At 37.3% G+C, this 14,027-nt stretch carries 14 protein-coding genes; 7 read left to right on the top strand and 7 right to left on the bottom strand.

The annotated features are described in order from the left end of the window. Nucleotides 1–39: 39 nt before the first annotated feature. Nucleotides 40–969 carry a DMT family transporter gene (locus EPA86_RS17255; RefSeq protein WP_140605634.1) on the bottom strand — a complete coding sequence of 310 codons (930 nt, stop codon included), beginning with the start codon at nucleotides 967–969 and terminating at the stop codon, nucleotides 40–42. Between the two features lie 105 nt (nucleotides 970–1,074). On the opposite strand from EPA86_RS17255, the gene EPA86_RS17250 reads away from it, so the two are divergent. Next, nucleotides 1,075–1,983: a LysR family transcriptional regulator gene (locus EPA86_RS17250; RefSeq protein ID WP_140605633.1), complete on the top strand. Its 909-nt coding sequence runs from the start codon at nucleotides 1,075–1,077 to the stop codon at nucleotides 1,981–1,983. Nucleotides 1,984–1,996: 13 nt separating this feature from the next. Here the strand turns inward: EPA86_RS17250 and EPA86_RS17245 are convergent, their stop codons facing one another. Together EPA86_RS17245 and EPA86_RS17240 are read right to left on the bottom strand one after the other, a co-directional pair. Next, the gene (locus EPA86_RS17245) at nucleotides 1,997–2,341 is read right to left on the bottom strand and encodes an antibiotic biosynthesis monooxygenase family protein (protein WP_140605632.1); all 345 of its coding nucleotides are present in this window, start codon (nucleotides 2,339–2,341) and stop codon (nucleotides 1,997–1,999) included. Between the two features lie 17 nt (nucleotides 2,342–2,358). Then, on the bottom strand, nucleotides 2,359–2,676 hold the full coding sequence (locus tag EPA86_RS17240) for an antibiotic biosynthesis monooxygenase family protein (protein WP_140605631.1): 318 nt from the start codon (nucleotides 2,674–2,676) through the stop codon (nucleotides 2,359–2,361). Nucleotides 2,677–3,410: 734 nt separating this feature from the next. Here EPA86_RS17240 and EPA86_RS17235 point away from each other — a divergent pair. Together EPA86_RS17235 and EPA86_RS17230 are read left to right on the top strand one after the other, a co-directional pair. Next, complete coding sequence (locus EPA86_RS17235; protein ID WP_140605630.1) at nucleotides 3,411–5,849, top strand: M1 family metallopeptidase; 2,439 nt, start codon at nucleotides 3,411–3,413, stop codon at nucleotides 5,847–5,849. An 11-nt stretch (nucleotides 5,850–5,860) separates the two neighbouring features. Continuing rightward, nucleotides 5,861–6,346, top strand: a complete 486-nt coding sequence (locus EPA86_RS17230) for a DUF6702 family protein (RefSeq protein ID WP_140605803.1) — start codon at nucleotides 5,861–5,863, stop codon at nucleotides 6,344–6,346. Between the two features lie 123 nt (nucleotides 6,347–6,469). Here the strand turns inward: EPA86_RS17230 and nhaD are convergent, their stop codons facing one another. The 3 genes from nhaD to EPA86_RS17215 form a co-directional block, all read right to left on the bottom strand. After that, nucleotides 6,470–7,867: a sodium:proton antiporter NhaD gene (gene nhaD, locus EPA86_RS17225; protein ID WP_140605629.1), complete on the bottom strand. Its 1,398-nt coding sequence runs from the start codon at nucleotides 7,865–7,867 to the stop codon at nucleotides 6,470–6,472. Nucleotides 7,868–7,999: 132 nt separating this feature from the next. Then, nucleotides 8,000–8,296, bottom strand: coding sequence for a hypothetical protein (locus EPA86_RS17220; RefSeq protein ID WP_140605628.1), 297 nt, complete (start codon nucleotides 8,294–8,296; stop codon nucleotides 8,000–8,002). Nucleotides 8,297–8,419: 123 nt separating this feature from the next. Then, complete coding sequence (locus tag EPA86_RS17215; protein WP_140605627.1) at nucleotides 8,420–8,986, bottom strand: FtsB/FtsL family cell division protein; 567 nt, start codon at nucleotides 8,984–8,986, stop codon at nucleotides 8,420–8,422. Between the two features lie 405 nt (nucleotides 8,987–9,391). Between EPA86_RS17215 and EPA86_RS17210 the strand changes: the two genes are divergently transcribed. From EPA86_RS17210 to EPA86_RS17200, 3 genes are read left to right on the top strand one after another with little or no spacing between them, the layout of a single operon-like run. Further along, entirely contained in the window at nucleotides 9,392–9,892 is a 501-nt protein-coding gene (locus EPA86_RS17210; protein ID WP_170309693.1) for a DUF2878 domain-containing protein, read from the top strand. Beyond that, nucleotides 9,885–10,457, top strand: coding sequence for a chalcone isomerase family protein (locus tag EPA86_RS17205; protein ID WP_140605625.1), 573 nt, complete (start codon nucleotides 9,885–9,887; stop codon nucleotides 10,455–10,457). Before EPA86_RS17210 ends, EPA86_RS17205 begins: the two co-directional genes overlap by 8 nt. After that, the gene (locus tag EPA86_RS17200; protein ID WP_140605624.1) at nucleotides 10,450–11,016 is read left to right on the top strand and encodes a DUF3833 domain-containing protein; all 567 of its coding nucleotides are present in this window, start codon (nucleotides 10,450–10,452) and stop codon (nucleotides 11,014–11,016) included. The genes EPA86_RS17205 and EPA86_RS17200 overlap by 8 nt, the downstream gene beginning before the upstream one ends. On the opposite strand, the gene EPA86_RS17195 is transcribed toward EPA86_RS17200, so the two are convergent. After that, nucleotides 11,006–11,905 carry a TIGR01777 family oxidoreductase gene (locus tag EPA86_RS17195; RefSeq protein ID WP_140605623.1) on the bottom strand — a complete coding sequence of 300 codons (900 nt, stop codon included), beginning with the start codon at nucleotides 11,903–11,905 and terminating at the stop codon, nucleotides 11,006–11,008. The two genes, EPA86_RS17200 and EPA86_RS17195, sit on opposite strands and share 11 nt — an antisense overlap. Nucleotides 11,906–12,074: 169 nt before the next feature. Here EPA86_RS17195 and EPA86_RS17190 point away from each other — a divergent pair, with 169 nt between their 5' ends. Beyond that, the gene (locus tag EPA86_RS17190; protein WP_140605622.1) at nucleotides 12,075–13,901 is read left to right on the top strand and encodes a fasciclin domain-containing protein; all 1,827 of its coding nucleotides are present in this window, start codon (nucleotides 12,075–12,077) and stop codon (nucleotides 13,899–13,901) included. Nucleotides 13,902–14,027 lie beyond the last annotated feature (126 nt).

Below are 14,027 nucleotides of genomic sequence, written 5' to 3'. Positions count from 1 at the left end.
TATAGCGGACATAAATGGAATTAACTTTATATGAGCCATTTACAACGTTGAAGTTACTTCCCTTAAATTCATAGCTTTCCTCTTCGTTCGGTTATTTAACAGATAAACACCTAAAGTTATCAATGCTGCCGCAAAGTACTCTTTTTTACCTATAGGTTCTAAAGCGATAAATGAACCTATCAATAACGCCACTACAGGTGTAATGTAACTTACGGAAGCTGCTTTAACGGCACCTAGTTGATCGATGATAAAATAGTAGATGATACAAGCGATGCCTGTTCCTAAGAAACCGAGACCAAGTGTGACAGAAGAAAAAACTAATGTATTTTTATTGATGTTACTCAATCCATCAAAGTCTATTACTACTAGCAAGATAATAAGAGCGATACCTAGTTGATAAGTCGTTAGAGCAGAAGCAGAAAGTTTTAAAGGTGATATAAAACGACTAGAGTAAACAAATGATGCACCTAAACAGACTGACGCCATTACCATAAAAAGTACACCTTCAATTGCAAATGATTTAAGTTCATTTGAAAATGGATTGGCAATTAAAAGAACACCGAGAAATCCAACCGTAATTCCAAATAACTTTTTTATAGAAAATGTTTCTTGTGGTAAGAAAATTACTGCGACTATAAAAGCAAATATTGGGGCTGCGCCGCTCATTGCGCCAGCAATACCTGATTGAAGAAGTTCTGTGCCTTTAACAAATCCGTATAGATTAAGAACTGTTGCAAACAATGACATTACAACAAAGTGATGTAGATGTTTAACATGCGCAAATTTAATCTCCTTTTTGAATAAGGCATAGGCAAAGACAGGGATAAATCCAAAAGCAACTCGCACTAGTACTACCTGTGTCGGGCTAATATGCCAAACAGCTATTTTCATGAGCATAAAATTACTGCCCCAGATTAAAGCTAGTAACCAAAGCCCAATGATTGCAATTGATTTAGAAGAAATACTCATGACTCTCACTCAAAAAATTTAACTTGTATTCATCTAGTTAGTTTCAATATAAAGAAAGCCAAGCTATTATTGAAATTAATAATTATTGATTCAGTTATTAATTTTATGGATATCTCAAAAGCAGACTTAAATTTACTAAAGGTATTTTTGGTATTAAGTGAAGAGCTTAATGTTACAAGAGCAGCCAATAGACTCCATTTAAGCCAATCGGCTGTTAGTGCTTCATTAGGGCGGTTAAGGGAGTTATACCAAGACCCTTTATTTACTCGTGCACAAGTTGGAGTTGTTCCAACAACAAAAGCCCTAAAAATGAAGCCTGCAATTGAAGAAGCCATAAATCAAATTAAGGCAACACTTTCTCCAAGTAAAGAGGTGGATTATTTATCCATAGAAAGAAATATAACGATTGGCCTATCTGATGATTTCGAGCTAACTTTTGGTAAAAAAATCATTGATGGGATTAATGATATTGCCCCCAACTTTACCGTGATATTTCGGCAAACAAATAGTGCACTTGTAGAAGAAGCCCTATTAAGTAGAAAAGTAGATATTAGTATTAGTGGTGGTGGGATAAAAGACCCTCGATTGAACAGCTATTCAGTTGGAAGTGCTGGATATATGTGTATTTTTGATAAAAAAGTCTGTTCCCCAAATTCGCCATTGACTCTAGAAGAGTTTATTTCATTGGAGCATTTACTAGTTTCTTACTCAGGTATTACTGGGGCGGTTGATGATGGACTCAGAGAGCTAGGGTTAAAGAGGAAGTTAAAAGCATCAACATCACATTTTTCGGCCTTATCATTTTTACTCGAAGACTCTGACATGGTTGCAACCATTCCAGAGTTTGCTGCCGCCACACTCATAAAGAATAAAAAATTAGGAATTTCATCATGCCCGATTTCTATGCCTCGTTACTCTGTGGAGGTCGGATGGAGACGCGAATCTGCAACTGATGATGCATTAATGGAAGTCAGGCAAGTATTAAGTAGCATAATAGCGATGCATTTTTCATGATGCATTTTGATTGCTAACCGTGTAAATCTCTACTATCTGTAGGCGCTTCAGAACGGCTATTCATGCCGTAATCTCTGATCACTCCAGCAACTCTTAATCTATAGTCTTCGAATACTCCTCCTCGTCCTTTAGATTGTGCAAATCTATGTGACTCTAATGTGCGCCATTCTTTTATAGCCTTTTCATCTTGCCAAAAAGATAAAGAAAGAACCTTATTATCGTTGGTAAAACTCTGAAAGCGCTCGATAGAAATAAAACCTTCAATTTTTGACAGTGACGGCATTAGTTCACTTGCTATTTCTAAATATTCAGGAGTTTTGCCTTCAGCTAAATAAACTTCAAAAATTACTGCAATCATAAACCACCTATTTTTAACTAGTTTCCGTATTCACGCTCTACTTTTGCAATACGAACTTTATAAGAGCCATACCATAACTTGCGGCCAGTTTTTTGTACTTCCAAATGCTCTGCATTTGCTTTCCAGTTTTTAATATCTTCTAGCTCAGCCCAATATGAAACTGTGATCCCAATATCTTCTCGAACTGACTCCATTCCTAAAAACCCGGGTTGCTGCTTTGCTAATTCAACCATACGCGTACTCGTTTCATCATAGCCATTATCTCCATCTGTTCTTGTAGAAGTAAAGATAACCGTATAGTACGGGGGAATTGGAGTAGATACTAGTTCAGACATTTTGTTTTCCTCAATTTACGAAAGCCTTAGGCCACATTATTAATGCATCTTATAAAAAGGTGATAATTACAATCACCTTAATCTTGATAGAGAAGGTTAAACTTTGCGTTTAACCTATTTAGCAGAGTATAGATAAGCAAAAACTATTACTGAAATTGATAATAATTGAATCAGTTATTAATGATATGGATATCTAAAGGTTGAGGCTATGAATGAATGGATACATATATAGAATATTAACACCATCCTTGGACTCAAATGTATGCTTTTGGCACGGAAGAGACGATACAAAATTCAAAGTTAATGTCAGCTTATAGCTAAATGAAGTCATAAAATATTCATTGATGCTAATGTCCACAATATCGGAAAAGCAGTCGTAATGATACGAAGTTGAAGGCCTATAGAACGCTCATTAACCATTCAATGAATAATTCAAACAAGATAAACCATAAAACAGTACTATAAAACAACATCGTAAAAACTAAGGTAAACATTTACTTAGATTGTTTTGTGTCCCACAGCTTTATACAGTGTTTATTGGGAAAAAATAATCACATTATCGAATTATCATCAAATCATAATACGATATACTCAACTAGTTACATCCGTCGCTAAAGATAGGCTTTTCAACGAGACTGTATCGAATCTTAAGCAAAGAGTCATTATAATAGCGCGTTTGCGTCCAACAAAATAATACACATTAAAATCAAAATTCAATAAGTAGCTTAATTCCTATGAAAAATTCCATTATTTCAGTGTTTCTACTGGCCACAGCTTTAGCTTCAACGGCTCATGCATCTGCCATTAAGCAGACCAAAGGTGACTTTGAAGATAAGTTTCGTCAACTAGAAGAAGTGCTGCCAACCCCGAACGTTTATCGCAATGCCTCTGGAGAACCGGGTGAGCGCTATTGGCAGCAACAAGTAGACTACAAAATAAAAGTTTCACTTGATGAAAAAAAACGTCGTATTAACGCTACAGAAGATATTAGATACCAAAATAATTCTCCGTACCGCTTAAAATACCTATGGGTGCAATTAGACCAAAACCGCTTTAAAGACGACTCCATTGCCAATATGGCCAGCAACTTCGGCGGCATGGGACGTCGTGGGCCAGTTAACACCGTAGGCGATGCAAATACCCCAACAAAATTAAACCTGAATGAATTACGTGCGATGCACTTTAAAGCCGATAATGAATTAGGTTATGAAATCAAAGCCGTTAAAGATAGTCGTGGTAATAAATTAGCTTTCACAGTAGTTGGCACACAAATGCGTGTTGACTTACCAAAGCCATTAAAATCTGGCGATGATGTAGAGTTTACCATTGATTTTGCTTTCAATATTGTTGAAGAAAACGCCGTGTCTGCTCGCTCGGGGTATGAAAAATTTGAAGATGGCAATGATATTTTCCTACTTGCGCAATGGTTCCCTCGTCTGCACGCCTACACAGATTACGAAGGTTGGAATAATAAAGAATTCTTAGGCCGCGGTGAATTCACTTTAGAGTTTGGTAACTACGAAGTAGAAATTGATGTACCCGCTGATCACATTGTTTCTTCTACGGGTGTATTAGCCAACCCGAAAGCCGTATTAACTAAAACACAACGTAAGCGTTTAGAGAAAGCTAAAACGGCTAAGCGTCCTGTGTTTATTGTTACCGAAGAAGAAGCCTTAGAAAACGAAAAAGAAGGAACCAACAAACGTAAAACTTGGGTATTTAAAGCGGAAAATGTGCGAGATTTTGCTTGGGCGTCATCACGTACTTTCATCTGGGATGCCAAAGGTCATAAGCAAGATAATGATGATACACCTCATGTCATGGCGATGTCTTTCTACCCTGTAGAAGGCGGCGATTTATGGAAGAAGTACTCAACTGAATCTGTTATCCATACCATGGAAGTGTATTCTCGTTTTTCATTTGATTACCCATACCCAACAGCACAGTCAGTTAACGGCCCTGTTGGCGGTATGGAGTACCCGATGATCACTTTTAATGGCCCACGTACCGAGCTACAAGATGACGGCGATCGTACCTATTCACAAGCAGAAAAGCGTTTCCTTATTGGTGTGGTTATTCATGAAGTAGGACATATCTACTTCCCAATGATTGTTAACTCAGACGAGCGCCAATGGACTTGGATGGATGAAGGTTTAAACAGCTTCCTTGACGGTGTAGCAGGACGAGAGTGGGATCCAACCATTCCTTGGGGCGTTGAACCACGTGATATTACCGGCTATATGAAGTCGCAATACCAAGTGCCTATTATGACGCAATCTGACAGCATTTTGCGTATTGGCCCTAACGCTTATACTAAACCTGCCGCAGCACTTAATATTCTGCGTGAAGTTATTTTAGGCCGTGAATTGTTTGACTTTGCCTTCAAGGAATACGCTGAGCGATGGATGTTTAAACGCCCGACTCCATCTGACTTTTTCCGCACAATGGAAGAAGCCTCTGGCGTTGATTTAGATTGGTTCTGGCGTGGCTGGTTCTACTCTACTGATCATGTTGATATTTCTATCGACAAGGTTTATCAAATGCGCTTAGATACTCATAACCCAGATATTGATTTTGCCCGTTTACGCGATATTGAAAATGATAAACCATCGTCTCTTTTTGTTGAGCGCAACAAAGCGGAAGGCAAAGAATTATGGGTTGACCGCAACCCTGATGTCACTGATTTTTACGATGATAATGATCGGTTTACAGTAACCAACAAAGAACGTAACAAATATCAAAAATTCCTCAAAGATTTAAAGCCTTGGGAACGTGAGACATTAGCGCGCGCCATTGAAGAAGATAAGAACTACTACGTATTGGAGTTCTCTAACCTAGGCGGCTTAGTGATGCCGATACTACTTGAGCTAACTTATGCCGATGGCAGCAAAGAAAATCAGTATATTCCTGCTGAAATCTGGCGTCGTTCACCTAAACAAGTACGCAAGTTAATTGTTACCGATAAAGGTAAACAATTAGTCAGTGCAGTGGTTGATCCAGGCTGGGAAACGGCCGACGTAGACGTAGAGAATAATCATTACCCACGCCAGATCATTCCTACGCGTATTGAAGCGTATAAATCGAAGAAGAGCAAAGACAAAGTTAAGCGCGATATTATGCAAGATATCAAAACCAAGCTTAAAGACGTTAAAAAAGAAGCGAAGGATAACTAATGGCTAAGCACCTGTTATTTATCTTAATAAGTTGTTTAATGGTGGTAGCAAACCCAGTGTTTGCCCACCAACAAAAAGCCGCTGAAACCACGGTTTTATTTAATAAGCGCTCTGGCCACCTTGAGGTAATGCATCGTTTCTATTTGCACGATACCGAACATGCGGTGCAAAAATTATTTGATAAGCATGCCGATATTATTAGTTCAAGCAAAACCCAGCAGCAATTTGCTGATTATGTTGCCAAACAATTCTTAGCCCGTGATTTGGATGATAAAGCACTGACACTAAATAACGTAGGTTTTGAGGTGGAAGGTAAGTTCTTTTGGGTCTATCAAGACGCTAAACTCCCCATTGAATTAAAAGGTATTAAGCTCTATAACGGCAGTTTACGTGAACTATGGCCTACGCAAATTAATATGGTCAATATTGAAGGTAAAGGACAAGTTAAAACCTTATATTTTAGTGATAGTAAAGACTGGTTAGTTACTACCTTTTAACAGTTAGCCCTTTTTATTCAACTGAATTGAGTCTGTCAGGTTTTGGAGAGTCTTTCTAAGCCTGACAGACAATTCACTCATTTGAGCTTGTTCTTTACAGCACAAACATTTAAAAAACACTTGCTAGCCATTAATGAGCATGTGCACCCAAATACTTGCGCCATAGCCTAAAGCAATTGCAGGCGTCCATTTTAAATGACTAAAAAAGGTGTATTGGCCACGAGCTTGACCCATTAATGCTACTCCAGCAGCTGACCCAATAGACAATAAGCTTCCGCCTACGCCTGCGGTTAAGGTAACCAAAAGCCACTGCATATGAGACATTTCTGGGTTCATTGTGAGCACAGCAAACATGACCGGAATATTATCAACAATTGCCGAGAGTATACCTACTAAAATATTTGCATTAATCGCGCCCAGTTCGCCATACATATAGCTAGACGCCATACTTAAATAACCAATAAAACCTAAACCGCCAACGGCTAAAATTACACCATAGAAAAAGAACAGCGTATCCCACTCTGCATGAGCGATTTTGGCAAACACATCAAAATTGTATTCATCGTCTTGAATACCCGGAGGGTTTTCTGTGCCGTGTGTCCAGGCATTTGACTTTCTACGCAAGTAATAACCATAAAATTTCAAATATGCCAATCCAGATATCATGCCAAAGACAGGGGGAATATGAAGAAAGTTATGAAAGCTTACCGCAGTGATTATGGTTAAAATAAACAAACCAACAATAGTCAAACCACCATATTTCATCACATTGCCGAGCGATTTTGTTTCAGGCGGGGTGCCACAAGGTAAGGCAAACTGCATAATAAAAGCAGGGATAATGAAATTAACCACAGCTGGAATAAATAACGAAAAGAACTCAGAGAATTCTATTACACCTTTTTGCCACACCATTAACGTGGTGATATCACCAAACGGACTAAAAGCGCCACCAGCATTGGCAGCAACCACTACATTAACACAGGCCGTTGCAACAAAACTTGCCTTGCCATTACCAACCGCTAAGATAACAGCACACATGATAAGCGCTGTTGTTAAATTGTCAGCAATCGGCGAAATAAAAAATGCAAGCAAACCTGTCATCCAAAATAAACTTCGATAACTAAAACCTTTCGCAACCAAGTAATTACGTAACGCGTCAAAGACGCCACGTTCCAACATGGCGTTAATGTATGTCATAGCCACTAGTAAAAAAAAGAATAACTCTGCGTACTCTAAAAAGTTATGTCTAATAGCAATTTCAACACTATGAGGTTGTCCCATACCGCCATATACAAGTGCTATCAAGAACCAAATAATGCCAGCAGCTAAAATGACAGGTTTAGATTTTCTCAGGTGCAGTTTTTCTTCCAAAATAACCAAAATATAGGCTAATGAAAAAACACCTAGTGCCACCGGCCCTAGCCAGTGGTGTGTTAAGCCAATAGAATTCGCCATGCTTTGTGATGCCTGAGTGTAAAAAGGCGAAAAAAGGCCTAGAACTAGGCCTAATAAATATTTCATTAATATGTCTCCAGTAAATAACGTTTCTTTTCTCAATTTAGTAAAACGATCATCAACGGATTTTCTAATACACAACAAGAATGCACATCAGAGCCCTAGACGTGCACTATGGGATTGAAATTACCGTTGAAGTTATTGAGGAGGAGCACGTATTAAATTGCTTGAAATATCATAACTATCCAGTCGAATCTGCAATAGTCTGTTTTCGAAATGACTTGGTGATAAAGGTGGGAGAGTTAGTGTAAAGGCAAGAAAGTCACAGTCTAAGGACTCACAAGATAAGTTATCTACAGCGTTACCTTGCCCTTCGGCAACCACAGCTATTTTCACATCTGAAAATAGCTCACTACGACTATCTCTTTCAGTTACCGTTAACGTGGTAGCATTTAAAAAAAAGCAAAGTAATAAAAACTGTAGTGTCGCTATCAACTGCAAATACTCGATGAAGTTCTAATGGCTTTGGCGTCTAAAATACCAACAAACGCTATTATCTTGCTTATGACTTGACTATGCAATTTAATTTTATTATGCGAAGAGAGACACCAAGTAGTATTAGTCAATCTCAGCGGCTTTGATCTTTGCTTCTCGAATCGCATTGAGCTTACACTTTCTTTGCGTTACCAAGTGTTTTTTCGCAAAATTAGCGCCGAGCCTATAGCCAGCATAAGCGACAAGTATCCACGCAATAAAGTTAGGTGTGTCAAATACATCAGGCCAATAGGTAAACCAAACAGCAGCAGCAACCATATTTTTAATCGCATCAATAAACATGTTGATTAGGGAGTCGAGAGTAAATAATGCAGCCACATCATGCCAACCAGTTACCCCCAGCCAAAAATTGGTAAACTGCAATAACTCAATAATGATGAAGGTTAATAGTGCCACTAGGCCATAAAATCCACCGCCAAAAGAAATCCATTTTGAATGAAAGTAACGTAGCTCTTTTTTATTTTTTCTCGATAAACTGACATATTCTTGATTATGCTTTTTAAAAGCATCTTCTATGGCAATATCCGTCGTTAAATAGCCATTTTTGTAGGCGTAATACATCATCACATAACTAAATACGCCAACAGGAAGGCCAACAAATAGCACCGCTTTGATCATATCTATCAACATGTTTTATCATCAACTAGTGGGAAGAAAAGTAAATAAAGTGTAAATGATAACTTTATGAATTACAGCAACATTTAGCTTTGCTTAAAACATATTTAGAGAGTTTTTTAGTAATGACATTTTCTAGACTACAGCTAAAGCTTGGCATTCCTTCATTTCTAACTGCTTTGGCAGTTTTCTTCGAAAAGAAAGTCACTATTTGTCTACGTATAACGACTTCTTATCAGTTACGACTTTAATTCATACTTTAGCTCTGATAATAATTTTCACAGCATTTTCGTTTATAGTTTTCCCTAAAACTAAAAGAGGGAACAATTTTATTTTGTATTAAAGCTCCTCGTTAAAGTAAACCCAAATCACATTTATTTCGTATTTAAAATAAAGATTCAGTTACCTAAGGTAATTATCGTGTTTTTTATTAATCTCATAGGCTTTGATTTTGTGTGGTTTGGTTTAATTTACTGGGGCAATGCTTTTATTCCCATAGCTTTCTTATTACTTGGTCTACATTTTTATTTTGCCGCCAAAGATAAACTTAAAGAGCTTTATTTAATCTGTGCTGTCGCCAGTATCGGAATACTCGTTGACTCTACTCTGCAATCTTTGAGGATATTTATATTTCCAGAGCTAAATATATTGCCTTTATGGTTAGTCACCTTATGGTTCTGTTTTGCTGCTACCTTGTGCCATAGCTTGAATTTTTTGCAACATTCAAAGTTATTGCAATGGTTTACAGGAGCATTTTTAGCACCAATGAGTTACTTAGCGGGTTACAAGCTAGATGTTGTGTCATTTAGTTTAACTGTCATCAATACGTTTGTAGTGCTCTCTTTTGTTTGGGGTCTACTTATGATTGTTTTTTTCATTTTAAAGTCTTATTTAATTCAAGAGGATCATAATTATGCATAAACTAATTAATGTCACACTTTTATGGTGCTTGATTCTTCCCTATGCTTGGAGTGGAACACAAACGTCATTACCAGCAGAAAACTTTAAAGGTGAGCAAAAGCTTAGTTCAATTTTGTCTTCTAAACGATTTATCACAACAGGGGAAGCAACTTTTTCAATCTTATTTTGGGACTTATATAAAAGTCAGCTAAGAACCACTTCGGGCAGGTATCCCATTTCATTAAAAGAAGAGCAGCTAATTTTCAATATAAATTATCTTGCTGACATATCCAGTGAAGATTTAATTAAACGTACTATCGAGCAGTGGCAGCACCAAGATATCTCGAAAGAAACCTATACCCACTATATAAAGCAGCTAAAAAATATTTGGCCAAACATAACGAAAGGAGACAGCTTAGCCATATTAATAAAGAACGATAAAAGTGTTTTCTACTTTAACGGCCAATATATAGGAGGAATTAATGACGATATATTCGGTCAATTATTTATCAATATTTGGTTAGATAAAAAGACAAGCCAACCGACATTACGTGCTCAACTATTAGGAGCAAACCTCAATGAATAAATTAACTCACTTAATTTTGATACTAATATTTACTAGCTTTCTTTATGCCTGCTCAACGAGTATAGAACAATATAATAAGGTTGATGAGCCCTTTGATATTAAAAATTATTTCAATGGTAATGTCATAGCTTGGGGTATAGTACAAGATTTTTCTGGTCAAGTAACTCAACGGTTTTGTGTTGAAATTCAAGGTAGTTGGCAAGAAACCCAAGGGGTACTTGCCGAAAAATTCTATTTTGATGATGGAAAAATAAATTACCGAAACTGGCATTTAACCAAACAAAACAATGGGAGCTATCTTGGTAAGGCAGAAGATACTGATGGTATTGCAATAGGTAAGCACAAAGGTTTTGCTTTCCAATTTAACTATAACCTTTTACTTCCCTATAATGGCGACACTTACAACGTGTCTATGGATGACTGGATGTATCAGCTAGATCAATATAGGGTAATGAATAAAACCTCAATAAGTAAGTTCGGTATTAAAGTAGCTGAGGTAACTCTATTTTTTGATAAGGAACTACCGCATAAAAACTGTATCGATAACGTTAGCCGTTAAGTAAACTTTTTAACGCTATATCTAAGTTTTCATACTTAAACTTAAAGTTGCTCATTTTAAGTTTTTTGGGCTGAACATTTTGTCCATAAAGTAATAGATCTGCCATTTCACCAAACATCAATTTCAATAAAAAACTTGGTGTAGTAAATAAACAAGGTCGATTTAACGTATTAGCTAGTATGAAAGAAAATTGCTTATTAGTTACCGTTTTCTCAGATGTAATATTAATCGCTCCATGTAATGTCTGGTTCTCAATAATATGGATAATGGCATTGACCATATCTTCAATGTGAATCCAAGACATAATCTGCTCACCCTGTGCTATTTTTCCACCCAAGCCTATCCTAAACGGTAATGACATTTTAGCTAAAGCTCCTTGTTCTTTTGCTAACACAATCCCCGTTCTTAATAAGGCAACACGAGTTCTTGCACTCGCTTTACTCGCAATTTTTTCCCACCTTTGACAAACAGTACTACTAAACTCTTCATGGTAATCTTTAAACTCCTCTGTGATTGGTTGATTACTTTGTCGTCCATAAATACCAATAGCACTGCCTGATATGAGTAAATTAGGTGGGGATTTTGCTTTCTCGATTAATGATACTATTTGCTGTGTAAGCAACCACCTACTATGACAAATTTTATTTTTTTGCTTCCTTGACCAGCGCTTATCAGCTATTGCCTCACCAGCTAAGTTGATAATAATATCCGCCTCTTCGATATTTTCCAATGAAAGCCTATTTATTACATTTACTCTCTCATCTAGTAGCTTTACCGCCTTGTTCACATTTCGAGTTAATACCGTTACACAATTGCGTTTATTTTGTATTAGCTTGCCTATAAGGTGATAGCCTATAAGACCTGTACCACCCGTTATTAAATAATTCATAAAGACTCCCTAATGCACGACTAACTTAATTTATACGTAAAAGATTGAGACAAAGTTCACTTAATAAATATTAATTGTTTTTACTGAAAAAGACTGATCTTTTTAAATTTATTAACCGTATTTTTAATGGATATTTGAAACAGATTGATAAATTATTGAGGGTGTTAAAATGAAATTTTTAAAGATTTTTTGTGTCGCTATATTAAGTGTGACATTTTTACAAGCCTGTAATGACGATGATGATAACGAAGTAGTAATGGCAGATGATGCTGTGGTTAGTATGACCATAGTCGATACTGCAGTTTCTGCCGGTAACTTTACCACCTTAGTTACTGCACTTCAGGCCACTGGACTTGATGCAACGCTTAGTGATACCAATCAAAAATTCACCGTGTTTGCGCCAACAGATGCAGCTTTTGCGTTACTTGGTCAAGAAACCATTGATAGCCTGTTAATGGACACAGACAATTTATCAAATATTTTAACCTACCATGTGATTAATGGTGAGGTACCTGCCAGTACAGCAATATCCCTTGCAGGTACTAAAGTGGTCATGGTTAATGGTGATGAAGTTGGTTTATCACTATCTGATGGTAATTTACTGGTTAACACTGTGACAGTAACTACTACAGATATTATTGCCGATAATGGCATTATCCATGTAATAGACGCTGTGTTGCTGCCGCCAGCAGATATGATGGAACCAACCATGAACATTGTTGATACAGCCGTTGCTAATGGCAGTTTTACTACCTTAGTTACTGCGTTACAGGCAACTAATTTAGATGCAGTATTAGCGGATGAAAGTACTGATTTTACCGTATTTGCCCCAACAGATGATGCTTTTGCACTTATTGATGAAAAAACTATGAGTACATTGCTAGCTAACCCAGATGTGTTATCAAGTATTCTTTTACAACATGTTGTTTCAGGCGCAGCTGTTAATGCGGTAACCGCATTTACTTTAAATGGCACCTCTGTTGAAACCGCATCAATGGCTATGCAACCAATCATGATTAATACCATGACGGATATGCTAACTTTTGGCGGTGCTAATATTGTAATGAAAGACATTTATACCACCAATGGCATTATCCATGTAATTGATGCTGTGGTTGTGGGTGAAGTAGAAATTCCTGCGCACATGAGCTTAGTAGAAGTTGCGGCTAATAATGGTAACTTCAACACCTTAGCATCAGCACTGCAATCAACAGGCTTAGACAGTGTGCTTGGTAATCTCGATAATGATTATACGGTATTTGCACCGACCGATGCTGCTTTCGCCAAACTTCCAGCTGGTACTTTGGAGAGTTTAACTAACGAGCAACTTTCTAACATACTTTTATATCATGTTTTACCAGGTAAAGTGATGTCTGATGCCGCTATTTCACTAGCTCAAACCAGTGATAATATGGCTGAAACGGCTAATGGCAGCTCAATTGCATTATCCTTTACTGATAGTATGCTGTTTGCTAATGGTGCAAAAGTAAGTACTGCTGATGTGATGGCAACTAACGGGGTAATTCATATAGTTGATAATGTAATCTTACCACCAGCTTCAATAGATATGTCTTCTCAAACCATTGTTGAGGTTGCTGTGGCAGACCCAGATAACTTCTCTACTTTAGTAACCGCATTAACTGCTGCTGATTTAGTTACTACATTAGCTGATGAAGAAGCGACTTTTACTGTATTTGCACCAACTAATGCTGCTTTTGACAAAATTGACTCAGCAGCCTTAACAGCGCTTCTAGCGGATACAACAGCGTTAACCAACGTGTTATTGACACACGTAGTAAGTGGCAGCGCGATTTCAGCTATTGATGCTTATGCTGCCAATGGTATGTCGTTAACAACAGTTTCTGGTAGTGACGTTGCGGTTAGTATCGACCCAGAAAGCGGTATGTTAATGATTGGCGATGCTAAAGTAACGGTTACTGATATACAAACTAGTAACGGCATTATCCATGTCATTGATACCGTTATCCTAGATTAAACCCCAAATCCTTGTTGTAAAACTTTGCCCCTAAACAGGGGCTTTTTTTTACTAAGCACTTGAATGTAAATGGGTTATCTCATTGAAACTGCAAAGTTGAAATATTATGAGGATAAAGTCATCTTA

Source organism: Litorilituus lipolyticus (assembly GCF_006439335.1).
GTDB classification, from domain to species: Bacteria; Pseudomonadota; Gammaproteobacteria; order Enterobacterales; family Alteromonadaceae; genus Colwellia; species Colwellia lipolytica.
The sequence above is the reverse complement of the archived record's forward strand: the minus strand, read 5'-3'. Positions and strand labels throughout refer to the sequence as shown.